This window comes from Parageobacillus sp. NEAU-HV-2 (assembly GCF_059115485.1).
This window is the reverse complement of the sequence record NZ_JBXUJJ010000008.1, coordinates 1-23,622: the sequence shown is the minus strand read 5'-3', so window position 1 is coordinate 23,622 and position 23,622 is coordinate 1. Positions and strand designations below refer to the sequence as shown.

General features: G+C 46.4%; 26 protein-coding genes. 3 read left to right on the top strand and 23 right to left on the bottom strand.

Going from position 1 to position 23,622, the window contains the following annotated elements; all coding sequences use genetic code 11:
- Positions 1-13: 13 nt before the first annotated feature.
- Complete coding sequence (rnz, locus tag AC1WMD_RS13170; RefSeq protein ID WP_494257562.1) at positions 14-940, bottom strand: ribonuclease Z; 927 nt, start codon at positions 938-940, stop codon at positions 14-16.
- 169 nt (positions 941-1,109) lie between these two features.
- Between rnz and zwf the strand changes: the two genes are divergently transcribed.
- Together zwf and AC1WMD_RS13160 are read left to right on the top strand one after the other, a co-directional pair.
- On the top strand, positions 1,110-2,600 hold the full coding sequence (gene zwf / locus AC1WMD_RS13165) for a glucose-6-phosphate dehydrogenase (protein WP_494257560.1): 1,491 nt from the start codon (positions 1,110-1,112) through the stop codon (positions 2,598-2,600).
- A gap of 20 nt (positions 2,601-2,620) precedes the next feature.
- Complete coding sequence (locus AC1WMD_RS13160; protein ID WP_494257559.1) at positions 2,621-3,238, top strand: cyclase family protein; 618 nt, start codon at positions 2,621-2,623, stop codon at positions 3,236-3,238.
- A gap of 37 nt (positions 3,239-3,275) precedes the next feature.
- On the opposite strand, the gene gnd is transcribed toward AC1WMD_RS13160, so the two are convergent.
- From gnd to mce, 8 genes are all read right to left on the bottom strand, one after another.
- Complete coding sequence (gene gnd / locus AC1WMD_RS13155; RefSeq protein WP_494257682.1) at positions 3,276-4,688, bottom strand: NADP-dependent phosphogluconate dehydrogenase; 1,413 nt, start codon at positions 4,686-4,688, stop codon at positions 3,276-3,278.
- A 177-nt stretch (positions 4,689-4,865) separates the two neighbouring features.
- A complete protein-coding gene (locus AC1WMD_RS13150; protein ID WP_494257557.1) occupies positions 4,866-5,042 on the bottom strand; it encodes a hypothetical protein in 177 nt (58 codons plus the stop codon).
- A gap of 132 nt (positions 5,043-5,174) precedes the next feature.
- Complete coding sequence (gene hepT / locus AC1WMD_RS13145; protein ID WP_043905385.1) at positions 5,175-5,594, bottom strand: type VII toxin-antitoxin system HepT family RNase toxin; 420 nt, start codon at positions 5,592-5,594, stop codon at positions 5,175-5,177.
- Complete coding sequence (gene mntA / locus AC1WMD_RS13140; RefSeq protein WP_043905386.1) at positions 5,587-5,985, bottom strand: type VII toxin-antitoxin system MntA family adenylyltransferase antitoxin; 399 nt, start codon at positions 5,983-5,985, stop codon at positions 5,587-5,589. The genes hepT and mntA overlap by 8 nt, the downstream gene beginning before the upstream one ends.
- Positions 5,986-6,028: 43 nt before the next feature.
- Positions 6,029-6,487, bottom strand: coding sequence for a chemotaxis protein CheW (locus tag AC1WMD_RS13135; RefSeq protein ID WP_043905387.1), 459 nt, complete (start codon positions 6,485-6,487; stop codon positions 6,029-6,031).
- A 73-nt stretch (positions 6,488-6,560) separates the two neighbouring features.
- A complete protein-coding gene (locus AC1WMD_RS13130) occupies positions 6,561-7,679 on the bottom strand; it encodes a tripeptidase T (protein ID WP_043905388.1) in 1,119 nt (372 codons plus the stop codon).
- 140 nt (positions 7,680-7,819) lie between these two features.
- Positions 7,820-9,370: an acyl-CoA carboxylase subunit beta gene (locus AC1WMD_RS13125; RefSeq protein WP_494257555.1), complete on the bottom strand. Its 1,551-nt coding sequence runs from the start codon at positions 9,368-9,370 to the stop codon at positions 7,820-7,822.
- A gap of 3 nt (positions 9,371-9,373) precedes the next feature.
- A complete protein-coding gene (gene mce, locus AC1WMD_RS13120) occupies positions 9,374-9,790 on the bottom strand; it encodes a methylmalonyl-CoA epimerase (protein WP_043905390.1) in 417 nt (138 codons plus the stop codon).
- A 160-nt stretch (positions 9,791-9,950) separates the two neighbouring features.
- Between mce and prli42 the strand changes: the two genes are divergently transcribed.
- A complete protein-coding gene (gene prli42 / locus AC1WMD_RS13115) occupies positions 9,951-10,043 on the top strand; it encodes a stressosome-associated protein Prli42 (protein ID WP_186003868.1) in 93 nt (30 codons plus the stop codon).
- Between the two features lie 185 nt (positions 10,044-10,228).
- Here prli42 and AC1WMD_RS13110 read toward each other — a convergent pair whose 3' ends face one another.
- The 14 genes from AC1WMD_RS13110 to AC1WMD_RS13045 form a co-directional block, all read right to left on the bottom strand.
- A complete protein-coding gene (locus AC1WMD_RS13110) occupies positions 10,229-11,404 on the bottom strand; it encodes an RNA-guided endonuclease InsQ/TnpB family protein (RefSeq protein ID WP_494257553.1) in 1,176 nt (391 codons plus the stop codon).
- A gap of 281 nt (positions 11,405-11,685) precedes the next feature.
- On the bottom strand, positions 11,686-12,189 hold the full coding sequence (locus AC1WMD_RS13105) for a L,D-transpeptidase (RefSeq protein WP_494257551.1): 504 nt from the start codon (positions 12,187-12,189) through the stop codon (positions 11,686-11,688).
- Positions 12,190-12,246: 57 nt separating this feature from the next.
- Positions 12,247-13,227, bottom strand: a complete 981-nt coding sequence (locus AC1WMD_RS13100; protein WP_043905393.1) for an aromatic acid exporter family protein — start codon at positions 13,225-13,227, stop codon at positions 12,247-12,249.
- A gap of 65 nt (positions 13,228-13,292) precedes the next feature.
- Complete coding sequence (locus AC1WMD_RS13095) at positions 13,293-14,015, bottom strand: amino acid ABC transporter ATP-binding protein (protein ID WP_043905394.1); 723 nt, start codon at positions 14,013-14,015, stop codon at positions 13,293-13,295.
- Positions 14,008-14,667 carry an amino acid ABC transporter permease gene (locus tag AC1WMD_RS13090; protein ID WP_043905395.1) on the bottom strand — a complete coding sequence of 220 codons (660 nt, stop codon included), beginning with the start codon at positions 14,665-14,667 and terminating at the stop codon, positions 14,008-14,010. Before AC1WMD_RS13090 ends, AC1WMD_RS13095 begins: the two co-directional genes overlap by 8 nt.
- Before the next feature lie 75 nt (positions 14,668-14,742).
- Positions 14,743-15,525 carry a transporter substrate-binding domain-containing protein gene (locus tag AC1WMD_RS13085; protein WP_043905396.1) on the bottom strand — a complete coding sequence of 261 codons (783 nt, stop codon included), beginning with the start codon at positions 15,523-15,525 and terminating at the stop codon, positions 14,743-14,745.
- 227 nt (positions 15,526-15,752) lie between these two features.
- On the bottom strand, positions 15,753-16,184 hold the full coding sequence (locus AC1WMD_RS13080) for a BrxA/BrxB family bacilliredoxin (protein ID WP_043905397.1): 432 nt from the start codon (positions 16,182-16,184) through the stop codon (positions 15,753-15,755).
- Between the two features lie 37 nt (positions 16,185-16,221).
- Positions 16,222-17,325 (bottom strand): methylmalonyl Co-A mutase-associated GTPase MeaB, encoded by a 1,104-nt coding sequence (meaB, locus tag AC1WMD_RS13075; protein ID WP_043905398.1) that lies wholly within the window; start codon positions 17,323-17,325, stop codon positions 16,222-16,224.
- Entirely contained in the window at positions 17,322-19,517 is a 2,196-nt protein-coding gene (gene scpA, locus AC1WMD_RS13070; protein WP_043905399.1) for a methylmalonyl-CoA mutase, read from the bottom strand. The genes meaB and scpA overlap by 4 nt, the downstream gene beginning before the upstream one ends.
- Positions 19,510-21,555, bottom strand: coding sequence for a methylmalonyl-CoA mutase family protein (locus tag AC1WMD_RS13065; RefSeq protein WP_494257549.1), 2,046 nt, complete (start codon positions 21,553-21,555; stop codon positions 19,510-19,512). The genes scpA and AC1WMD_RS13065 overlap by 8 nt, the downstream gene beginning before the upstream one ends.
- Positions 21,556-21,929: 374 nt before the next feature.
- Complete coding sequence (locus AC1WMD_RS13060) at positions 21,930-22,271, bottom strand: type II toxin-antitoxin system PemK/MazF family toxin (protein ID WP_494257548.1); 342 nt, start codon at positions 22,269-22,271, stop codon at positions 21,930-21,932.
- A complete protein-coding gene (locus AC1WMD_RS13055) occupies positions 22,264-22,461 on the bottom strand; it encodes a DUF2281 domain-containing protein (RefSeq protein ID WP_043905402.1) in 198 nt (65 codons plus the stop codon). The genes AC1WMD_RS13060 and AC1WMD_RS13055 overlap by 8 nt, the downstream gene beginning before the upstream one ends.
- Before the next feature lie 169 nt (positions 22,462-22,630).
- Complete coding sequence (locus AC1WMD_RS13050; RefSeq protein ID WP_494257547.1) at positions 22,631-23,014, bottom strand: hypothetical protein; 384 nt, start codon at positions 23,012-23,014, stop codon at positions 22,631-22,633.
- A partial coding sequence (locus AC1WMD_RS13045) for an RNA-guided endonuclease InsQ/TnpB family protein (RefSeq protein ID WP_494257546.1) occupies positions 23,007-23,622 on the bottom strand: 616 nt, incomplete at its 5' end. The genes AC1WMD_RS13045 and AC1WMD_RS13050, both read right to left, overlap by 8 nt.

Here is a 23,622-nt window from a genome sequence, read left to right as displayed (position 1 = left end):
ATGTTCGGCAGCTTTATTTTTTACGGGCAATGACAAAGGAAGAAAAATCGGCAGCCAACTCTGTGTTTGGAAACACCCTTCTTGCCTCTACGAGCAATTGTTCGCTCAGCATTCCTTGATAACGCGAACTAATATGCGTTAAAATCAGTTTTTTGGCGCCGGCACGCGCCGCCACTTCCGCTGCCTGTACGGCGGTGGAATGAAAATAATCATGCGCCAAATCGCTTTCTTCCGCGGCAAACGTCGCTTCATGCACGAGCACGTCCGCCTCTTTGGCCAGTTCGATGCTTGCTTCACAATAGCGCGTATCGCCAAGGATCGCAACTATTCTTCCTTTTTGCGGCGGACCGACAAACTCGCGGCCGTCAATGACCGTCCCGTCCTCTAGCTCCACCGTTTTCCCAAGCTTAATTTCCTGATAAATCGGACCCGGGCGAATGCCGAGCGCCTTTAATTTATCGACTAAAAGCGTGCCAGGCAAATCTTTTTCCACGACGCGAAAACCATAGGAAGGAATGCCGTGATCAAGCTGTTTGGCGATGACCGCAAATTGTTCATCTTCGAACACCGTTCCTTCCTCGATTTCTACCACTTGCAAATCATATTTCAGCCGGGTGGAGCTAACGGAAATCGCCGTTTCCACAAACGTGTGAATTCCCTTCGGTCCGTACACCGTTAACGGCGTTTCCCCGCCTTGAAAAGAACGGCTGCCAAGCAGCCCCGGCAAACCGAAAATATGATCGCCGTGAAGATGGGTAATAAAAATATTTTCAATGCGGCGCGGACGAATGGACGTGCGCAAAATTTGGTGCTGTGTCGCCTCGCCACAGTCAAACAGCCATGTCGCTCCGCGTTCTTCCAACAGCTGCAGCGCAATCGCTGTAACATTTCGTTCCTTTGCCGGTACTCCCGCTCCTGTACCTAAAAACAATAGCTCCAAAACACCCACTCCTTATGTAAAACGATCGATGATTGTTGCCTGTTGTTAGAGTACCAATGTTTACCGAGCTATTTCAACACCCTTTTAATAAAATGTTTGCGTTCACCGCCATAAATCTCTACAATTATTAACTTGAAGAGACAAATTTGGCTAAAGCGAGGTACATACTGTGAACAACGTGAATCCGAAATCATTAATCGTGATTTTTGGCGCTACAGGGGATTTGGCAAAGCGCAAACTATTCCCCTCCATTTACCGTTTATATGAAAAAGGAAATTTGTCTGAGGAGTTTGCCGTTGTCGGAGTCGCACGGCGACCGCTGTCAAATGATGAATTTCGCAACTATGTCCGCGAATCAATAGAAAACGCGCTCCAGCAAGAACTAAACAATGCGGAATTCGTATCCCATTTTTATTATCATCCCTTTGATGTGAACGATACCGCCTCCTATCAGCAGCTAAAGTCGCTGCTCGAGGAGCTTGATGGCACATATCATACCGATGGCAACCGCATTTTTTATTTGGCGATGGCACCGGAATTTTTCGGCACGGTTACATCGCGCTTAAAATCGGAAAGCCTCACGGCGACCAACGGCTGGAAGCGCCTCGTCATCGAAAAACCGTTCGGCCATGATTTCGAAAGCGCTCGAAAACTGAATGAAGAAATTCGCCAAGTGTTTTCGGAAAACGAAATTTACCGGATCGACCATTATCTTGGCAAGGAAATGGTGCAAAACATCGAAGTGATCCGTTTTTCAAACGCGATTTTCGAGCCGCTTTGGAACAACCGCTTTATTTCCAACATTCAAATTACCTCAAGCGAAACGCTTGGCGTGGAGGACCGCGGCCGCTATTACGACCATTCGGGGGCGCTGCGTGATATGGTACAAAACCATATGCTGCAGATGGTTGCGCTCTTGGCGATGGAGCCGCCGATTAAACTGACGACCGATGACATTCGCAGCGAAAAAGTAAAAGTGCTGCGCGCGCTTCGCCCCATTTCCCATGAGGAAGTAGATCAATATTTTGTGCGTGGGCAATACGGCAAAGGCGTGGTGAATGGAAAAGAAGTTGTCGGCTATCGCGAGGAAAACAACGTCGATCCAAATTCTAACACGGAAACGTTTGTCGCCGGAAAGCTGATGATCGACAATTTCCGCTGGGCCGGCGTGCCGTTCTACATTCGCACCGGCAAACGGATGACGGAAAAATCAACAAAAATTGTTGTTCAATTTAAAGATGTACCAATGAACTTGTATTACCGAACAAACGAAAAAATCGAGCCAAACTTATTAATCATCCACATTCAGCCGGATGAAGGCATCACCCTTCATTTAAACGGCAAAAAAAGCGGCGAATATATGAAAACAGCACCGATTAAATTAGACTTCTGCAACAACTGCATCGACGGCATTAACACGCCGGAAGCGTATGAAAAGCTGTTGTATGACTGCATGCGCGGCGATGCCACCAACTTTACGCACTGGGATGAAGTAGCCGCTTCATGGCAGTTTGTCGATCCGATTTCTGAAGTATGGGAAAACACAAAAGCCGTCGATTTTCCAAACTATGAAGCTGGCTCGATGGGACCGAAAGCAGCCGATATGCTGCTAGCAAAAGACGGATTTCATTGGTGGCCGATTCACCACCCTAAACCATAATGAAGGGAGCTAATAAAACAATGAAATTTTATGACGTGACCGCACCGATTTTTGAAGGAATGCCCGTATATAAAAATAAACCGGAAAAACAGCCGAAGCTGACGAGCGTGACCAATGATTATGTGACCGAATCACGCATCGATATGGACGTGCATACCGGCACGCACATTGACGCGCCGCTTCATATGTTCAAAGGCGGAGACACGTTTGAAACGATTTCCCTTGACCGCCTTGTCGGCCCATGCAAACTGTTTGATTTGACGCATGTCACCGATAAAATTACAAAAGACGACATCGCAGCGTTAGATATTCAAGAAAACGATTTTGTCTTATTTAAGACGAAAAACTCGCTGGAAGACGCGTTTAACTTTGAGTTTATTTATGTAGCCGAAGATGCAGCGCAATATCTTGCCGATAAAAAAATTCGTGGCGTCGGCATCGATGCGTTAGGCATTGAACGGAGCCAACCGGGGCATCCAACGCATAAAACGTTATTTTCCGCGGGTGTGATCGTCATCGAAGGACTGCGGTTAAAAGACGTTCCAGAAGGCTCGTACTTTATGGTCGCCGCGCCGCTCAAACTTGTCGGCACAGACGCTGCACCGGCGCGTGTTATTTTATTCGAAAATATACAATAAAAAAATCCCCTTATTGCGAGGCAATAAGGGGATTTTTTTACTTCTTCAACCACTCTGTATGGAAAATTCCTTCTTTATCTACACGTTCATACGTGTGTGCGCCAAAGTAGTCGCGCTGTGCTTGAATTAAGTTTGCCGGCAACGTTTCCATCCGGTAGCTGTCATAATATGCTAACGCGCCTGAAAATGCTGGAACTGGGATACCACGCATGACGGCGATCGCAATAATTTCACGCAGCGCTTCTTGATAATTTTCCACAATTTCTTTGAAATAAGGGTCTAGCAATAAGTTTGGCAGCTGTGAATCGCGGTCGTACGCCTCTTTAATTTTTTGCAAAAATTGCGCACGAATGATGCAGCCGCCGCGGAAAATCATCGCGATATTGCCGTATTGCAAATTCCAGTTATATTCATCAGACGCTGCTTTCATTTGCGCAAAACCTTGAGCATATGAACAAATTTTGCTCATGTATAGCGCGCGGCGCACCGCTTCGATAAAGTGGGCGCGATCGCCTTCAAATGGTTTTACCGCCGGACCGGAAAGAAGTTTGCTCGCTTTCACACGTTCGTCTTTCATCGCCGAAATAAAGCGGGCAAACACCGATTCCGTGATGATTGGAAGCGGCACTCCTAAGTCAAGCGCATTTTGGCTTGTCCATTTCCCTGTTCCTTTTTGACCGGCTTTATCTAAAATAACATCGACAAGCGGCTTGCCTGTTTCTTCATCGATCTTTGTAAAAATATCTGCTGTAATTTCGATTAAATAGCTGTTTAATTCACCTTTATTCCACTCAGCAAACACTTCATGCAGCTCTTGAGCGTTTAAGCCGAGCACATGCTTTAACAAGAAATACGCTTCGGCAATCAGCTGCATATCGCCGTATTCAATGCCGTTATGAACCATTTTCACATAATGTCCCGCACCGTCTGGCCCAATATACGTTGTGCACGGCTCGCCGTCCACTTTCGCGGCAATCGCTTCGAAAATCGGGCGAACGAGTTCATGCGCCTCTTTTTGCCCTCCTGGCATAATCGACGGGCCTTTTAACGCGCCTTCTTCACCACCGGAAACGCCTGTACCGATAAAGTGAATGCCAAGTTCGGCTAATTCTTTGTTGCGGCGCTGCGTATCTTTGAAATACGTATTGCCGCCGTCAATTAAAATATCGCCTTTTTCTAAATATGGCTTTAATTGTTCAATCGTTGCGTCCGTCGGCGCGCCTGCTTTCACCATCAACAAAATTTTCCGCGGTTTTTCAAGTGCATTGACAAATTCTTCAATGCTATATGTACCAACAATATTTTTTCCTTGCGCTTCTTTTAAAAATTCGTCCGTCTTTTCACGGGAACGGTTATACACGGCAACGGAATATCCCTTGCTTTCAATATTTAACGCAAGGTTTTTTCCCATTACTGCTAATCCAATGACGCCGATTTGTTGTTTTGCCATCATCAAACGTTCCTTTCTATAACTTTTTATTGTTCATGAAAGAACATACCACAGTTCATTTTACCATATCAAGTTTTTCAATTGCATTTAGAGCAATTTAGAAAAGCTTGCCGCGGACGCAACACGATGTTTCTTAAAAAAAGAGTCCTAAAACCAGGACTCTGTAAGATTATCTTATTAATATCCGCCGTAGTGATGGCCATATGGATGGTACGGATAATGCGGGAAGTGATGGTGGTAATGATGATACGGATAGTGATAAGGATAATGATGATAATGATGATAATGATACGGGTAATGATGATACGGGTAGTATCCGCCGCCCGGATACATTCCAAATTGTCTGTCGTCCATATAAGATTCCTCCCTTGATATTTCATGTGATAATCGAATGGAGTTCGTTCCCTCCATTTCTAGGATATGTGCGGAGTGCAAAAATGTATGGGCAAAACCTAAAATAAAAAAGCTGCGTACAGCAGCCTCTCCTCATTCTTCCTCGCCTTCTTGTGCCAGCACTTGCTTCACATACTCGCGAAAATCATCCAGATGTTTTTCGACAATCATTTGAACGATCTCCAAATTAATCGCCTGATAATCATGAACAGCAATATTGCGAAATCCGACCATTGCTTTCATTTTTTTCATCACCGATTCAGTGATGATACGATGTTGGTAAAGCAATTCAAACGCGTCTCGGCTCGTTTGTGGAATGCCTAATTTTTTTTCTGCCACGATATGCATGGCAATATCAATGCATGCCTCACATGCCCGTTGTATATTCAAAATAATGGAATCTTGTTTTGTATAGTTCTGCAAATTTTTCGGATTGTTATCATATTCTTCATTAATTCTTTTGATGCAGCGTTCAATAGCACTAATTTTGTTGAGGATGACATCGTTAGTCATACACCGCTCCCCTTTTTTGAATCTGCTTAAGAATCTCTGCCCGCTCTTCATTTAACTTCGCATATTCCTTGAACACTTTCATCTCAAATCGTGCTTTTTTATCATCATCGGCACAATACAGCACTTTCCCCTTCCCAACAATTTGTGCTTGAAAAACGGTCGTTGCTTCTTTCAAATTAATTAAGTCAACGTCACAATTCAAGATTGCCGCAAGCTCCTCGGCAATCATAAACCGTTCGTAATGACTCAGTGTTCGTTCGCTTAAAAAAGCAAGATCGATATCGCTATCTTGTCGCGCTTGTTGTTGCGCTTGAGAACCGAAAAGATAGATGACATATGGATTTATTTTTTTTACAAGAAATTGGACAATGGTTTTAAAATCACGATTCATTAGACTCTCCCCATTACTTTATGTCTAAGGAAAAAGCCACCAATCATTGGTGACTATAAATATGCTCCTTAATCTCGTTCACTTCTTCTAAATGGGCAAATAATCGGTTTGGATCCATTAATGTAATCAGCCGCTCCGGCAAGCTGGCCACCCCGACAAGATAAGGTGTTTGCTGATAGACAAGCATATTGATGTGCTTTACCGCTTCTTCCGGAATATCGAGAATCTCTTTCGCCTCATCGACAATAAAGGCAACCGAAATACCTTCGGCCGCGGTGACGACTAACCGCGTCTTGTCCGTTTCTTCAAACGGCTGTCCGTACAGCAGTCTGCGCGTATCGAGCACCGGCACCAACTCGCCGCGAATACGGACGACCCCGACCATATAGTCAGGCATTTGCGGAACGATTGTTGGTGTCATCATTTTTTCAATGGAGATTACATGCACAACTGGAATCGCATACTGCTCGCGCTCGAGCTGAAAAACAACAAACTTGTTCATTCCACCGTCTCCCCTCATTGCCTACAACTCTATTCTTATTAGAAGGAGCATCCAAACGATGGATGCTCCGTTATTATTTTGCAACTTCTTCGACGATTGCGACAACCATTTCCGTTAATTTCACAAGCTCTTCAATCGGCATGCGTTCGTTTGTCGTATGAATTTCTTCGTAGCCAACCGCCAAGTTAACCGTTGGAATACCAAAACCGGCAATGACGTTCGCGTCGCTGCCGCCGCCGCTGCGCAATAATTCACAAGGACGCCCGATGTTTGCCGCGGCGCGTTTCGCAATTTCGACCACATGGTCGCCGTCGCCGAACTTAAAGCCTGGATACATGACTTCGACATCCACCTCAGCACGTCCGCCCATTTCTTCCGCAACCGTTTCAAACGCTTCTTTCATTTTCGCAACTTGGGCTTCCATTTTTTCCGGCACTAAGGAGCGCGCTTCTGCTAAAATATCGACGCGGTCACAGACAATATTTGTTTGTGTTCCGCCTTCAAAGCGGCCGATGTTTGCTGTCGTTTCCTCGTCAATGCGGCCAAGCGGCATTTTCGCAATCGCTTTTGCGGCGATCGTAATCGCCGATACCCCTTTTTCTGGAGCAACCCCGGCATGCGCCGTTTTGCCGTGCACGACAACTTTCAATTTCGCCTGCGTTGGGGCGGCAACGACAATGTTGCCAACTTTGCCGTCGCTGTCTAACGCATAGCCAAATTTTGCTTGAATCAATGACGGATCGAGCGCTTTCGCCCCGACAAGCCCGGATTCTTCCCCGACCGTAATGATAAATTGAATCGTGCCGTGCGGGATGTTTTGCTCTTTTAAGACGCGAATCGCCTCGAACATCGCCGCCAAGCCCGCTTTATCGTCCGCTCCTAAAATCGTTGTGCCATCGGTGACGACATATCCGTCTTGAATTGATGGCTTGACGCCTTTTCCTGGCACGACCGTATCCATATGCGATGTGAAATAAATTGGGTCTACTCCTTCTTTTGTCGCCTCTAACGTACAAATTAAGTTGCCGGCGCCGTGTCCGGTTTTCGCGGCGGCATCATCTTCGATGACATGCAGTCCAAGCGCTTCGAATTTTTGCTTTAATACTTTGGCGATTTCGCCTTCATGCTTCGTTTCCGAATCGATTTGCACGAGTTCCAAAAATTCGTCGACTAAACGTTGCTGATTGACCATCTTCGTTCTTCCTCCTGCTTATGTACTCACTTAAAAGTATACCCGATTTTGCCAATGATTGCGAAAAATTGTTTTTTCGCAAATGTGCATGGCGAATGAAACAACCCCGCCGCCATGAATGGACAGCGGGGTTCACTGTTTTATAGCGGAATATTGCCATGCTTTTTCTTCGGACGTTCCTCGTGTTTATGGCGGAGCATCTCAAGCGCCTGAATGAGCTTGATTCTCGTGTCTCGCGGGTCAATGACATCATCAACCATGCCATATTTTGCCGCGACGTATGGATTGGCAAATTTATTGCGATATTCTTCGATCTTTTGCGCCCGCGTTTCTTCCGGATTTGGGCTGTTTTCGATTTCGCTCGCAAAAATAATGTTCGCCGCTCCTTGCGGCCCCATCACGGCGATTTCCGCGTTCGGCCACGCGTAAACGACATCGGCGCCGATCGATTTGCTATTGAGCGCCACATACGCGCCGCCGTATGCTTTTCGCAAAATGACGGTAATTTTCGGAACGGTCGCTTCGGAATACGCGTACAAAATTTTCGCGCCGTGGCGGATAATGCCGCCGTGCTCCTGCTTGACGCCCGGGAAAAAGCCAGTGACGTCTTCAAACGTAATAAGCGGAATGTTAAACGAGTCGCAGAAACGGATAAAACGCGCTGCTTTATCGGACGAATCAATGTCAAGCCCGCCAGCCATAAACTTCGGCTGATTGCATACGAGCCCGACGACTTCGCCTTTGATGCGGGCAAAACCAACGACGATGTTTTTCGCGAAATCTTTTTGCACTTCCATAAACGACCCTTCATCAACGACTTGCAAAATGACGTTGCGCACGTCATATGGGCGAACCGCGTCAATCGGCACCACATCGGCCAAATCAGGACGATAATCGTCTTCGTTTGGAATCGGGCCAAACGGCGGTTTTTCTTGATTGTTTTGCGGCAAATAGCTTAATAGCTGCCGTACTTGGTTAAGCACTTCTTCCTCAGTTGCTCCAGAAAAGTGGGCGTTGCCGCTGATTGTGTTATGGACGCGGGCACCGCCTAAATCTTCGGCGCTAATTTTTTCCCCCGTCACCGCTTCGATTACTTTCGGTCCTGTAATAAACATTTGGCTCGTCTTTTCGACCATGAGCACAAAATCGGTGATCGCCGGCGAATAAACAGCGCCGCCCGCGCATGGCCCCATAATGACCGAAATTTGCGGGATGACGCCGGAATAAATGGCGTTGCGGTAAAAGATATGCCCATATCCGTCTAACGATAGTACCCCTTCTTGAATACGCGCGCCGCCGGAATCATTCAAGCCAATGACTGGCGCTCCTGTTTTCGCGGCTAAATCCATAATGTTGGCGATTTTTTTCGCGTGCATTTCTCCAAGCGCACCGCCGAATACAGTAAAATCTTGCGAAAAGACAAATACGGTGCGGCCGTTGATTTTCCCGTATCCGGTCACAACACCGTCTCCTGGGCCTTTTTTTCCATCAAGACCAAAATCGGTGCAGCGATGTTCAATAAACGGATTCAACTCGACAAACGTCCCTTCGTCGAGAAGCAAATCAATGCGTTCGCGCGCGGTCAGTTTTCCTTTGGCATGCTGCTTTTCAATTTTATCGTCACCGCCGCCAAGCTCGATTTCGCGGCGCCGGTCATACAGTTCATTAATTTTGTCGTACATATCTGCCATCGTTTACACCTCCGCATCCTTTCTCTCGCAAAGCTCGTACAAAACGCCTCCGGTTGACTTCGGATGCATAAAGGCGACAAGCGCTCCGCCGGCGCCGCGTTTTGGTGTCTCTTGAATCATGCGAATTCCTTTTTCTTTCAGTTCGTTGATCCGTTCTTGTATATCGTCCACTCCAAGCGCGACGTGATGAATCCCTTCGCCGCGCTTTTCAATAAATTTCGCAATCGCGCTTTCCGGCGATGTCGGTTCAAGCAGTTCAATTTTCGTTTCTCCTGCTTTCAAAAAGGCAACTTTTACTTTTTCCGATTCTACTTCCTCCACGCCGAGAAATTTCAGCTGCAGTACATCGACATAAAATGGCAGCGCTTTCTCAAGCGACTGAACGGCAATACCAACATGATCAACCTTTTTTACGTTCATCGTCAATCCCCTTTGCTGTTAAAATGATGTGAACATTATGTATGTTCGCGATTTCGACAAAAAATCCTGCTATCATGGACAAGTTTTTCCCTTGTCCTTATTTTTCCGTCACTGTACAATGGTAAACAGAAACGCCCGTCTTGCAGAGGGAGGAAATACAATGTCCCGGAAAACACAAAAGTTCGTCGTTTATTTAATGCTGGTCTCCATGCTCATTACCACGATTTTAGCCGGCATTAGCATGTGGTTATGAACCTCTCCCACCTTCATTCCATGAAGAGGTGGGAGTTTCTTACCATCTCCATCGAAGAAGCTTCTGCGCGGAAGAAGGAGGTCTCCTTCCACTCGATGAATGCATCGGAAGCCTTCTTGATGGGTCCAATAAGCAACATCGGCATCACACCGATGGGGCGGTTCAGCCCTTCTACTACTTCTTGCTTACGCAATTCGTAGATACGTCAGCTTCGTTTGTACATTCCAATGCACAAAGGTACCGTGCAGCGCTTTGCTTAAGATATTTTTTGCTCCGTGAACGTCCCGATGCTCCTCATACCCACACCAGCACACAAATAGGCGGGAAGGCACTTTTTTTCTCTTTTGGCAGACAGGACATGTCTGACTTGTATACGACTCCTCAATTTCATGCAAGCGAATGCCATGTGGAGCCAGCTTATAAGTGAGATACTGCTTCACTTTCCCGAATGACCAATTCGAGAGTTTTTGCGCTTGTTTACGGCTTGCCCGCTTTTTCTTTCTTGTGTTTCGATGCACTCCTTCAACGTTTCCGATATACACATCGGAAACCGATTGGGCACGGCACCAGTCGACAAACTGTTTCGTCGTTTTATGGAGCGCATCCCGCAGCTGTCTTTCGGATTTCGATAACACGTATTGTTTCGCCCGCTCATACTTTTTCCATCGGCGTGATCCTTTTTGACATTTCGATTGACGCCGCTGGATCTCCGCCAGTTTTTTATTCCGCAGCCGGTGAAGAGAGCGTATTTTTCTTCCGGTGATGAGGAGGGCTTGCCCGTTTTCGCAAAACGCACCTATGGTGTGTACTTCTCCAAGATCGACTCCAACGGCCTTCCCCGGTTCATACGCTTTGGCCTTTTGTCCATCTTCATACGTCACCGCAAGATAGAGACCATGATCAAAACAGCATTCAATTTCTTTGATCGTTCCCTTTGGCAGATGCGACGCATACACGACAATCGGCTTTTCTCGTTTTCCATGATGAATGCCCATCGACAGTTCGATTTTTCCGTTTTCGTAAACCTTGAAACCGTCTTTCGCCCATTTCGTTGGGAAGTACTTCTTTTTCTTGTAGGGATAACGAGCAGGATGTCCTTGCTGGATGGCTTGGTGTGCAGCTTGTCTTGCGAAGAGGTATTTGTGGCAGACGGCTTGAATCGATTGGCTGTGAAGATGGAACTTCCTTTTCGTTTGTTTTTGCAACTCGCTTTTGGTGATCCAGCACCCATGCTGGAGGAAGTGTTCTTTGGCTAAACGGAGGCATTCATTCCAAACACGGGCGGATTCCCGATTGCAGGCATACAATCGGTCCAAATCCGCTTTCGATGCCCGGAAGAACACTTTTTGGCCACGAAGCATGAGCATTCCCTTCTTTCTTTGTTTGATGAATGGTTTAATTATAGCACATTTGTTCGTTTTTAGGAATCAAAAACTTCCCGATTCCTCTCCCTCCTTCACTCCGTTTAGAGAAAGGGAGACTTCTCGGGAAAAATGTTAAAGAAAAGCGGAGGGCGCCCCAATTTCGCCTAAATGCTGCCCACATCCTGTGGGCAACGGCGAAATGTCGCCATTCTGGCTCATCGGGCGCTTTGTCCGAACGAAAAAGGCAAGCTCCATGATGAGGAAGCTTGCCTTTTTTGTCAAAGCGCACCGTATCGCTTGGCAATCGAATAAAACGGTTCATTGCTGCGGATAATCAGCACTTTTGTGCCGACCGGCACTTTTTCATATAGCTGTTCGACGTCGTGATTATACATGCGCACACAGCCTTGTGAGACATATTTTCCGATGGAGGCTGGGTTATTGGTGCCGTGAATTCCGTATATGCGGCCGTCCGTGCCTCGCGCATTAAAACCGATCCATCGCGTTCCAAGCGGATTGTTCGGCGCACCGCCCGGGATATTTTGCTTGCGATAATACGGATTTTCCGCCTTAACAGTTACCGTAAACAATCCTTCCGGTGTTAACCATGTATTGACACCAGTAGCGACTGGATAAACGGCTTCCATTTTTCCGTTATGGATAAAGGCAAGTTTATTGACCGCCTTATTGATGATAATAAACGGTTTTGTTTCTGCAGTTTCAGAAGCGGGGATGGACAAAAATGAAAATAACATGAGTATCATTGCTAATATAAAACGCATATCTCCCACCCTTTGCTTTTCTTATAGTGTGAGCTAAAGGAAGGAGAGCATACATCATTATTCAGTGGCATTTGAAGGCTGATTTTTTCCTTTGGAATCACGAAATTGGCTTTTAATAATTAAATATTGTTCCAGTTCTTTGACTAAGTGCAGCAATGCAGCCCGTTCCTCAAATTCTTCACGCGTTTTTGGGAGATGCATTGTTTCAAACCGCTTTTTCATACGATGAAGTTCACGAAGAAAGCGGTCTGCCGTATTTCCGGGATGAACGGCATCGCTTAATTTGTCGATAAAATCGGCAACAATGTTGCGCTGCTCCACCGTATATGTGAGCGATGTGACAAGCGGCAACACTCGTTCAATAATTTCCAATTGCTTCTCCCGCATTAGAAAATAATGATAATATCCTTCTTCATTTCGCAGCATATGGTTTTCGACATTTCGTATGGCAAGCAGCTTTGCCTTTTCTAAAATATCTGCTGCTAACGTCAATTCTTTTCCATCCCAATCGGTTTCATTTGTGCGCAAATAACGAACGATCTCCTTCAGAATAATGCGAAATAAATCTTCAATAATGCGCTGATATTCCTTTAACTGTTTTTCCGCACTTGGCATATACATATTCATCAATAGCGCAACACTGATGCCGATTAAAATAAGCAACAATTCATTGCAAATAATTTTCCATGTAAACTGCCTTGCTGCGTATAAATGAAGAATAATAACCGAACTTGTCGCAATCCCTTCATTTACTTTTAACCATACCGTCGTCGGAATAAAAAAGAGCAGCATCAATCCGACGGTGAACGGGTAATATCCTATTCCTTGAAAAAAAATATACGAAAACAGCATTGCGACAACACATGCGACAAAACGTGCCCATGCAGCTTTTAACGATCTTTTTTTCGTCACTTGAACGCATAAAATCGTAATGATGCCGGCAGAGGCAAAATTATGTAGCCCTGCTAGCTGAGCGATGCTAATCGAAAGCGCGGTGCCTACTGCAGTTTTTGCTGTGCGGTATCCGATTTTCACCATTTCTTCATTCTCCCGATCAAAATTAAAAAAGATGATCCAAGGACCATCTTTTTTATTGTACTTGATTATAACATCTTTTCAAGAAATTCTTGAGCCCGCTTGCTTTTCGGAGATGCAAAAAATTCTTGTGGCGGCGCGTCCTCGACAAGCTGGCCGCCGTCTAAAAACAACACTCGGTCGGCGACTTCACGGGCAAAGCCCATTTCATGAGTGACAATCGCCATCGTCATTCCCGTATGGGCAAGCGACTTCATTACTTCGAGCACTTCTTTGACCATTTCCGGGTCCAACGCTGACGTTGGTTCGTCAAACAGCATCACATCTGGCGACATGGCAAGCGCCCTTGCAATCGCCACGCGCTGCTTTTGCCCGCCCGACAGCCGGCTTGGATATTCATTTGCCTTTTGTTCCAATCCGACCTTTTTCAACAGCTCGATGCCTTTCGCTTCCGCCTCGGCTTTCGTCATTCCTTTTACTTTAATCGGGGCATACGTGACATTTTCAAGCACGGTCATATGAGGGAACAGGTGAAAATGTTGAAACACCATGCCGACATGCTGGCGCACTTTCATAATATTTGTCTTTTTATCCGTAATTTCCTGGTCACCAATCCAAATTCTCCCCCGCGTCGGTTCTTCCAACAAGTTTAAACAGCGTAAAAACGTCGATTTTCCTGATCCGGATGGACCGATAATCGCCACTACTTCGCCTTGCTTAATCGTTGTCGTAATTCCTTTTAATACTTCTACTTTCCCAAACGATTTATGCAAATCCTCGACTTTAATCACTTTTTCTCAATCTCCCTTCTAACGCTTTGCCAAGCAGCGTAAGAAGCATGACTAAAACGTAGTAAATACATCCAGCAATCAACAGCGGCTCAATATACCGATATGCTTGTCCGCCGACGATGTAAGCACGCCGCATGACATCGAGCGCTCCGATTACCGTAACGACGGCAGATTCTTTCGTCAATGTAATCAATTCATTCATCAGTGCCGGCAAAATATTTTTCAACGCTTGCGGCAAAATAATATCACGCATCATTAGCTTATACGGAACACCAAGCGCCAGCGCCGCTTCCCGCTGTCCTTTATCAACGGCTAAAATGCCGGCGCGGATAATTTCAGAAACATAAGCGGCAGAGTTTAACCCGAACGCGATGACCGCTGAAGGAAACGCTCCGATATCCACACCAATAAGCTGTGGAATGCCAAAATAAATGAGCACAAGCTGCAACACAAGCGGCGTGCCGCGAAATACGGATGTATACGCATCAGCAAACCACGCCAAAACCTTTATTCTGCCAATCTTCATCAACGCTAAAATAACTCCAAGAACAAACCCTAACAACGCCGCAAAAACGACAATTTTTAACGTAACTGCGGTTCCTTTCAATATATATGGAATTGATGGAACAATTTGTGAAAAATCTAAGTTCACGTGAGCCTTCATCCTTCCTTGCAACATAGTGAAAACGTTCAAAAAGGAGATCAGATCCTTTTTGAACGCATAACTTTACTGGTCAAACCATTTTTTAATCAACTTGTCTACCTCGCCGTTTTTCATTTTTTCTTGCAATACTTTGTTAAATTCATCGCGCAGCTTGCTGCCTTTCGGGAAGGCGATAGCGGAGCCTGCTTCTTGTTCGCTTGTTGGAATCGTGTGCCCTTCTAATTTGCCATTGCTATTTTTCAAATACCCTTTCGCGACTGTATCTTCGATAATTGCTACATCAAAGCGCCCTGCTTGAATCTCTTGAATTAATTCTGGAATGCGGTTGCGGCTTTCAATTTTTATGTCCACTGTCTTTGCAATTTTATTTGCTTCTCCTTCTTGAATCGAGCCCGTTTGAACACCAACCGTTTTTCCTTTTAAATCTTCAACGGTTTTAATACCGCTTCCTTTCTTGGAAACGATCATGTTTCGCGCTACATAATACACATCCGAGAAATCAACGCTTTTCTTGCGTTTTTCCGTCGGTGTCATTCCTGCCAACACAAAGTCTACTTTTCCTGACTGCAGTGCTGGGATAAGACCAGTAAAATCCATATCAACGATTTGAATTTCATATCCTAATTCTTTCGCAATCATTTTTGCCAAATCGACATCAAAGCCAATAATGTCATTCCCTTTCGCCGTATCAATATATTCAAATGGCGCATAATCGGCGGAAGTACCCATTTTTAGTACTTTCTTTTGCTCTCCGCTTCCGTTTTTCTGTTCTCCCCCTGTGCCACACGCCGAGAGCAAACCAACGAATAGAATACTAGCAATAAAAAGCAACAACGATTTTTTCATGCGATGTCTCTCCCTCTCTGCTCAAAAAATTTAAATAATTTTTATGATATTTTGAAATAAGTTTTGAAGATTAATAATACATGCTTTGTTTTTTTGAATATATATTCTATGTTTTGTATATTAACACACAAAGTAATAATTATGCAATTCATTTTTTTATTATAAATAAATCGTTTTTATTTTTTGAAAATAACAAATAAATAACGGAGCTGAAAAATTCAGCTCCGTTATACTTCATCACAATATTGGTCAAACGCCTTCTGCAGCTTTTCTACGACTTCAATTGGTTCATGGCCTTCAATTTCATGACGATGAATCATCATGCAAAGCTTGCCGTCTTTTAAAAGCGCGAACGATGGCGATGAAGGCGGCTGTCCTTCAAAATATTCACGCGCCCTTGCCGTCGCTTCTTTATCTTGTCCGGCAAAGACGGTGACGAGATGGTCAGGGCGCTTATCGTAATGGATCGCATGTGCCGCGGCCGGACGTGCGATGCCGCCCGCGCAGCCGCACACCGAGTTGATCATGACAAGCGTCGTGCCTGGGCGGCGAAATGCCGCATCGACTTCTTCCGGAGTCCGCAATTCTTCAAACCCCGCTTCGACGATTTCGCGGCGAGATTGTTCGACAAAGTCATTGTAAAGCGGAAATTGGAACATCAAATACACCTCCTTCTTGACATCGTATCACATTTTTTTACGATTCCCTACTCTCATACACTTGAATAAGCTCCCGCACCGCTGAGGTGACCGATTGCGTTCCGGAAATGACGTTATTTTCAATGATCGGAAGCTTCTCTTTGACCGCCGGATGGGAAAAGAAGCTCGTCTCGAGGTAATCTTTAATCATCGAATAAATCCATTCTTTTTGCTGATGACGGCGGCGCATATCAAACACACCGGACTGTTTTGTCGTTTCCACAAACTTCTCAATAACATTCCATATTTCGGCGATCCCTTCGCCAAAAAGCGCCGAGCACGTATATGCTTTTGTCTCCCAGCCCGGCGTTGCGGGACGCAAATAATGAAGAATCTGATTATATTCTTTTTGCGCGGCCAGCGCTTTCGGTTTATTGTCTCCGTCCGCTTTGTTAATCACAATCGCATCGGTCAATTCCATAATTCCGCGCTTTATTCCTTGCAATTCGTCACCTGCTCCGGTCAGCACCAGCATTAAAAAGAAATCGACCATGCCGCGAACGACAAACTCGCTTTGCCCGACGCCGACTGTTTCCACCAAAATGATGTCATAGCCCGCCGCTTCGCAAAGCATCATCGTTTCCCGCGTTTTGCGGTGCACGCCGCCAAGCGCTCCACCTGACGGGGACGGACGAATAAAAGCGCGCGGATGGCGGGCCAGCGTTTCCATCCGCGTTTTATCGCCGAGAATGCTGCCGCCGGTAATGGAGCTGCTCGGATCGACCGCCAGCACAGCGACGCGATGGCCTTTTTCGCATAAAAACGTGCCAAACGCTTCAATGAACGTGCTTTTCCCCGCTCCCGGCACACCGGTGATGCCAATGCGGATCGACTTGCCGACGTGCGGCAAAAGTTTATTTAGCACTTGCTGGGCGATGTCCATATGCTTTGATGCGTTGCTTTCCACCAAGGTGATCGCCTGCGCCAAAATCGTGCGGTCATTGTTCAACACACCGTCGACATATTCCTCCACGGACCGTTCTTTTCGTTTCACCCACCGCTTCGGGGCGGACGGGGGGGCCGCCTTCACATACGCGGTGGCAAATTCGCCTTCCCTGCCCTTTTCCACCCATTCGGGACGCTGTGTTCGTTCGTCGTTCATTGGCTCACTTCCTCGTAACCGAGACGTTTATAAATTTCTTCGAGCACTTTTTCAGCGGCAACTGGAATAACTGTTCCCGGCCCGAAAATGGCAGACGCGCCATGTTGATATAAAAACTCATAATCTTGCGGCGGAATGACGCCGCCGACGACAACGATAATGTCTTCGCGGCCAAGCTTGCGCAATTCTTCCACCAATTGCGGCAGCAATGTTTTATGCCCGCCGGCAAGCGAGCTGATGCCGACGACATGGACGTCGTTTTCGACCGCTTGACGCGCTGTTTCTTCCGGCGTTTGGAACAACGGGCCGATGTCGACGTCAAATCCTAAATCGGCAAATGCCGTCGCAATCACTTTCGCCCCGCGGTCGTGGCCGTCCTGCCCCATTTTCGCGATCATGATCCGCGGGCGACGCCCTTCCAATTCATAAAATTCAGCGGTCAATTTTTTGACGCGTTCAAATTGCTCTTCATTTTGGAATTCGGAACTGTACACGCCGCTGATCGAGCGGATCATCGCTTTATGGCGCTTCGCCACTTTTTCAATCGCATACGAAATTTCGCCTAATGTCGCGCGGGCGCGCGCCGCCTGTACGGCCAATTCAAGCAAGTTTCCTTCTCCTGTTTCCGTCGCTTTCGTAATCGCATCCAGCGCCTCTTGTACTTTTTGCTCGTCGCGCGAGGCGCGCAGCTGTTTTAATCTTTCAATCTGGCGCATCCGCACCGCCGTATTGTCGACTTCTAAAATTTCAATCGGCTCTTCTTTTTCCGGACGGTATTTATTGACGCCGATAATCGTTTCCGCGCCGGAGTCGATGCGTGCTTGCCGTCTTGCCGCCGCTTCTTCAATGCGCATTTTCGGGATTCCCGTTTCAATTGCTTTCGCCATGCCGCCAAGGCTCTCGATTTCTTCAATATGCTTCCATGCACGGTTCATTAATTCGTTCGTTAACGTCTCGACATAGTAGGAGCCGGCCCACGGATCGATGACATTGCAGATGCCGGTTTCATCTTGCAAATACAGCTGTGTATTACGGGCAATGCGTGCCGAGAAATCGGTCGGAAGCGCGATCGCTTCATCGAGCGCGTTCGTATGGAGCGACTGCGTATGGCCAAGCGCCGCCGCATGTGCTTCGATCAATGTGCGCACGACATTGTTAAACGGATCTTGCTCGGTCAAGCTCCACCCCGATGTTTGCGAGTGCGTCCGCAATGCGAGCGATTTCGGGTTTTTCGGGTTGAACGTTTTCATCATTTTCGCCCACATAATGCGCGCCGCGCGCATTTTCGCGACTTCCATGAAATAGTTCATGCCGATCGCCCAGAAGAAGGAAAGACGTGGCGCAAAGGAATCGATATCAATTCCTGCTTTTAAGCCAGTGCGCACGTATTCCAATCCGTCAGCGAGCGTATATGCCAATTCGATATCGGCTGGCGCTCCCGCTTCTTGCATATGGTAGCCGGAAATGCTGATGCTGTTAAACTTTGGCATGTATTTGGACGTATACTCAAAAATGTCCGCGATGATGCGCATCGACGTTTCCGGAGGGTAAATGTACGTGTTGCGCACCATATATTCTTTTAAAATATCGTTTTGAATCGTTCCGGAAAGCTTGTCTTGCGTGACGCCTTGCTCTTCGGCCGTGACAATATAAAACGCCATAATCGGCAGCACCGCGCCGTTCATCGTCATCGACACCGACATTTGGTCAAGCGGAATGCCGTCAAACAAAATTTTCATATCTAAAACCGAATCGATCGCGACCCCTGCTTTGCCGACATCGCCGACGACGCGCGGATGGTCGGAGTCATAGCCGCGGTGGGTGGCAAGGTCAAAGGCTACGGACAGCCCTTTTTGTCCCATCGCCAAATTGCGGCGGTAAAAAGCATTGCTTTCTTCCGCTGTCGAAAACCCCGCGTATTGCCGGATCGTCCAAGGCCGATTCACATACATCGACGGATATGGCCCGCGCAAATACGGAGGGATTCCCGGCATATAATCAAGAAAATCAAAACCTTCGATATCTTTTTTCGTATAAAGCGGCTTAATGGCGATATGCTCATTCGTTTGAAACAGCAGATCATCGATGGATGCCCGCACCTTTTCTTCGATCGCCTGCTTCCATTGTTGCTCATCTGCCGCTTGTTTTGTGATTTCTAGCGAAAGGTTGGTAAAATCGACTTGCTTACACATCAAGGGCCACCCCCATCTCTTTCATAAACGATACAATCGTTTCATAACAGTTCGAACCGATATGGATAAAGCCATCGACCCCCGCCTCGATAAAAGTCTGTTCGACATCGGCCGGCTGTTTTCCGGCGACATACAGCTTGGCGTTTGGCTTTGCCTGCTTGAACGCTTTGGCGAGTGCCGGAACGATATCGACGTAGCTTTCATCCGAGCCGCAAATAACATAATGCGTCCCGCTTGCATTGATTGCTTTTGACACCGCTTCCTCAGCGCTATGAACACCTTCGCTTTTTTCAACCGCCATCCCGCCGGCTTCAAAAAAGCCAGTAATAAAATCGGCGCGAGCTTTATAGTTTGGAATATTTCCGATATTGATAAGATGAACGGCAGGGCGCTTCCCGTATTTTTCTAAATGCGTTTCCGAAGCTTGGCGCAGTCGTTCGAACGGTTCGGCCAAACGCCATTGTGTAATCGGCTTGACATGGATGGACGCTTCCTCTGTTTTTAATGCCGCTTCGATTTCCTGAGCGGTTGCTCGACGCAAAGCCATGTCAACTGCCGTTTCGATCCATTGCTGATTGGCAAAACCAGCTTGCAGCGCGGCGACATGTTCCTCATCGATGATAGAAGAGGAGGACTGTTGCGCTTTGCTTTCATTTATTTTTTCAAGCGGTTCTTCCGCCAAGTTCGCGTAAAAATTGGTGCCGACAATTTTTTCTTTTCGCGTTTCAACGTTTTTCTGGCGCTTCTTTGCGACTGCTTCCACTTGCTCTTGCACAAAGCCGTCCGCAAGCGCTTGAACGATGCCGCCTTTTGCTTCGATTTGCTGGAACAGCTTCCACGTTTCTTCCGCCACTTGCGCCGTCAACGTTTCCACATAGTACGAACCGCCGGCCGGGTCAATGACATTGGCGATATGCGCCTCTTCGAACAAAATCAGCTGCGTATTGCGAGCGATTCTCCGCGAAAATTCATCAGCCGGTCTGATCGCTTCGTCAAACGGAGAAACGTGAAGGCTGTCTGTGCCGCCGACCGTTGCTGCGAACGCCTCGGCCGCCGCTCGAAGCATATTGACATACGGATCGTACACCGTTTTCGTAAAATACGACGTGCGTGCATGCATCGCCATTTTTTGCGATGACTCACTGCCGCCAAACGCTTTGACAATATTGGACCAAATAAGCCTTGCCGCGCGGAGCTTGGCGATTTCCATAAAAAAGTTGGAGCCGACAGAGAACGAAAATTGGATTCGCGGCGCAATGGCATCAATCGCTACTCCTCTTTCCAAGCAGGCACGGATATATTCCACCGCCGTCGCAAAGGCAAAAGCCAGCTCTTGCACCGCGTTTGCTCCGCCGTTATGATACGGCTCGCCGCGGACAATGACTGTCTTTACGTCCGGCATGTTTTCTTTTGCCCATTTCGTCACAGCGGCCATCACGTCATACAAAGCCGCAACCGAAGCCGAAAGCTTTCCTGTTTCCGCTAGCACACCGATAGGATCCATGCCGATCGTTCCGTGCACCGCATCAAATGGTATTTGCCGTTGTTGCAAATAAGCGGCAAACAGCGCCAAAAACGAAAGCGACTGCGCCCCCGCATCGACGCGAAGCGAATACTTATCCAAAGAAATATCGGAAAACATGGCTTCGATATCGTCAAGCGATGTAACTGGAAACCCTAACCGCTCCAATACGATATGGATTTCCGTTTGCCCTTTTTCCAAATCATGCTTGACAATCTCGTTCCACTCGGTCGGACTGCTTGCGGAAATCTCCTGGCTTACTTTCCAAGGCTCTTTGATATAGCCGTTCGGTCTGGTGCCGCGGACGTAGTTGGCAAAGCCCGGATACTGCTCGATATAGGCAAGCTTCTCTACATCATGGCGCGTATAAATAGGTTGAATCGTGATATTCTCGTATGTGGTCGAATACAATTTTTCGAACGGTTTCCCTTTTAATGATTTTTCCACTTCCTGCTTCCACTCCGCGAAGCTTGGAGCGGGAAACGTCACATTTTTCATCGTTGAAATATCGCCCACTATGTTTTCCCCCTTTTCAGCGCTTTCCCCCATCCATAGAAACCGCTTTCTTTTACACTTTTAAAAATATTACTGATATTTTTATTGTAGTATATGTGCATCGTTCTAGCAATGAAGAAAACAGAATCGGTTTCCAATATGGCAAGGAAAACATGACATAACCCCCCCCCGGCCGCATAGGAAATAACGACGGGGATGCCATTAATAAATCGGCGTATTATCTTCTAAAATTTTTTCACGCGCGCGAGGAAACAGCCACAAATTAAGCCGTTAAGGAAGCGATCATTGAGGGAAAAATACGAGTTTATCTTAGTTTGACGAGAAATATCAACTTTTATAACAAATTGATATTATTTTTTCTGTAGGTTGCTAATTTATTGGGGGATAATCAAGTTATTTAATTTCCTTACAACGCTTTGTACAACTTCTTTCTTTACACTTCCAAATTTTTTAATGATGATCTCTTTAGAAAGAGTATATATTTTGTCTGCTCTAATAGCAGAGGTGGCTTTAAGGTTTCCCTCTGCTAAATCCTCTTGGGTAATTAAAACGGAATAATCAATATCTCTTAGTTGGGAAGTAATCGCAGCGACAAGTAAATCTTCAGTTAGTTGATTATACTTATCATTAGACAGAACAAGAACGGGTCGTTGTTTCGTGACTGATAAGTTGCTGAATGGAACCGGAATCAGAAGAATATCACCTTGCTTATACATGATTCCAAACCTCATCATCGGTTTCATTGTCCCAAAAATCTGTACTTGTTTCGCTTGCTTTACTTAAATCTTGGACAAGTTGCTTTTCTTGTTTTTTCATTAAGTATTCAGCAAAATCTAAAACCTTTACAATCTCGCTCTCCGGCATCTGCTTTATAAGATCAATTAATTTTTCCTTCGCCGTATTCATCGATGAGCCCTCCTTAGAGAAGATTTGTATTAAGAATATTATAACACGAAAAACCTCACCCCAAACGAATTTGCGGTGAGGGAATAGGAACAAATCACTGTATTGACTCTAGAAATACGTTTCCTATCATCATTCCCTATTTTACTTCTACCGCCATATCCCCAGGCAGTCAATCATGCCTGACGATCATAATCAGCTTTTCCGCGCGCATCGGTACTTCAAATGTCAATAAGACTCTCGCTTTCCCTGGAGCACGAATCTCGAACTTACCTACCCAATTTTTGCTTTCTACAACCTTCATCTTTTTTACTTTATATTCATTTCCCTTTTCATCGATCAGTACATAGCCATATGGTATGAACCTCTCCCACCTACACTCCGTTAAGAGGTGGGAGTTTCTTACCACTCGCCCGAAGAAGCTTCGGCGCCGAAGAAGGTTGTCTTCTTTGGCTCGATGCACGCATCGGAAGTCTTCCCAGGCGATTCGGTAAGCAACACCGGCTTTTCGGCCGATGGGGCGGTCCAACCCTTCTACTACTTCTTGCTTACGCAATCCGTAGATACGTCAGCTTCGTTTGCACGTCCCAATGAACAAAAGTACCATGCAGCGCCTTGCTTAAGATATTTCTTGCACCGTGAACATCACGATGCTCCTCATACCCACACCGGCACACAAACTGTCGGGAAGATGCTTTTTTTCTCTTTTGGCAGACAGGACATGTCTGACTTGTATATGACTCCTCGATTTCATGCAAGCGAATGCCATGTTGAGCCAGCTTATAAGTGAGATACTGCTTCACTTTCCCGAATGACCAATTCGAGAGCTTTTGCGCTTGTTTGCGGCTCGTACGTTTTTTCTTTCTCGTGTTTCGCTGCACCCCTTCGACGTTTCCGATGTACACATCGGAAACCGATTGGGAACGGCACCAGTCGACAAACTGTTTGGTCGTTTTATGGAGCGCATCCCGCAGCTGTCTTTCGGATTTGGATAACACGTATTGTTTCGCCCGCTCATACTTTTTCCATCGGCGTGATCCTTTTTGACATTTCGATTGACGACGCTGGATCTCGGCCAGTTTTTTATTCCGCAGCCGATGAAGGGAGCGTATTTTTCTTCCCGTGATAAGGAGGGCTTGACCGTTTTCGCAAAACGCACCTATT

Coding starts and splice junctions, on each gene's coding strand:
- mntA (WP_043905386.1), bottom strand. CDS start 5,985: ATGAATCGTGATTTTAAAACCATTGTCCAATTTCTTGTAAAAAAAATA.
- AC1WMD_RS13110 (WP_494257553.1), bottom strand. CDS start 11,404: ATGCTTCGTGGCCAAAAAGTGTTCTTCCGGGCATCGAAAGCGGATTTG.
- gnd (WP_494257682.1), bottom strand. CDS start 4,688: ATGGCAAAACAACAAATCGGCGTCATTGGATTAGCAGTAATGGGAAAA.
- AC1WMD_RS13085 (WP_043905396.1), bottom strand. CDS start 15,525: ATGAAAAAATCGTTGTTGCTTTTTATTGCTAGTATTCTATTCGTTGGT.
- AC1WMD_RS13100 (WP_043905393.1), bottom strand. CDS start 13,227: ATGGTGAAAATCGGATACCGCACAGCAAAAACTGCAGTAGGCACCGCG.
- AC1WMD_RS13160 (WP_494257559.1), top strand. CDS start 2,621: ATGAAATTTTATGACGTGACCGCACCGATTTTTGAAGGAATGCCCGTA.
- prli42 (WP_186003868.1), top strand. CDS start 9,951: ATGTCCCGGAAAACACAAAAGTTCGTCGTTTATTTAATGCTGGTCTCC.
- AC1WMD_RS13080 (WP_043905397.1), bottom strand. CDS start 16,184: ATGTTCCAATTTCCGCTTTACAATGACTTTGTCGAACAATCTCGCCGC.
- AC1WMD_RS13125 (WP_494257555.1), bottom strand. CDS start 9,370: ATGGCAGATATGTACGACAAAATTAATGAACTGTATGACCGGCGCCGC.
- AC1WMD_RS13135 (WP_043905387.1), bottom strand. CDS start 6,487: ATGAACAAGTTTGTTGTTTTTCAGCTCGAGCGCGAGCAGTATGCGATT.
- scpA (WP_043905399.1), bottom strand. CDS start 19,517: ATGTGTAAGCAAGTCGATTTTACCAACCTTTCGCTAGAAATCACAAAA.
- mce (WP_043905390.1), bottom strand. CDS start 9,790: ATGAACGTAAAAAAGGTTGATCATGTTGGTATTGCCGTTCAGTCGCTT.
- AC1WMD_RS13130 (WP_043905388.1), bottom strand. CDS start 7,679: ATGGTCAATCAGCAACGTTTAGTCGACGAATTTTTGGAACTCGTGCAA.
- meaB (WP_043905398.1), bottom strand. CDS start 17,325: ATGAACGACGAACGAACACAGCGTCCCGAATGGGTGGAAAAGGGCAGG.
- AC1WMD_RS13055 (WP_043905402.1), bottom strand. CDS start 22,461: ATGAATACGGCGAAGGAAAAATTAATTGATCTTATAAAGCAGATGCCG.
- hepT (WP_043905385.1), bottom strand. CDS start 5,594: ATGACTAACGATGTCATCCTCAACAAAATTAGTGCTATTGAACGCTGC.
- AC1WMD_RS13060 (WP_494257548.1), bottom strand. CDS start 22,271: ATGTATAAGCAAGGTGATATTCTTCTGATTCCGGTTCCATTCAGCAAC.
- AC1WMD_RS13150 (WP_494257557.1), bottom strand. CDS start 5,042: ATGGACGACAGACAATTTGGAATGTATCCGGGCGGCGGATACTACCCG.
- AC1WMD_RS13105 (WP_494257551.1), bottom strand. CDS start 12,189: ATGCGTTTTATATTAGCAATGATACTCATGTTATTTTCATTTTTGTCC.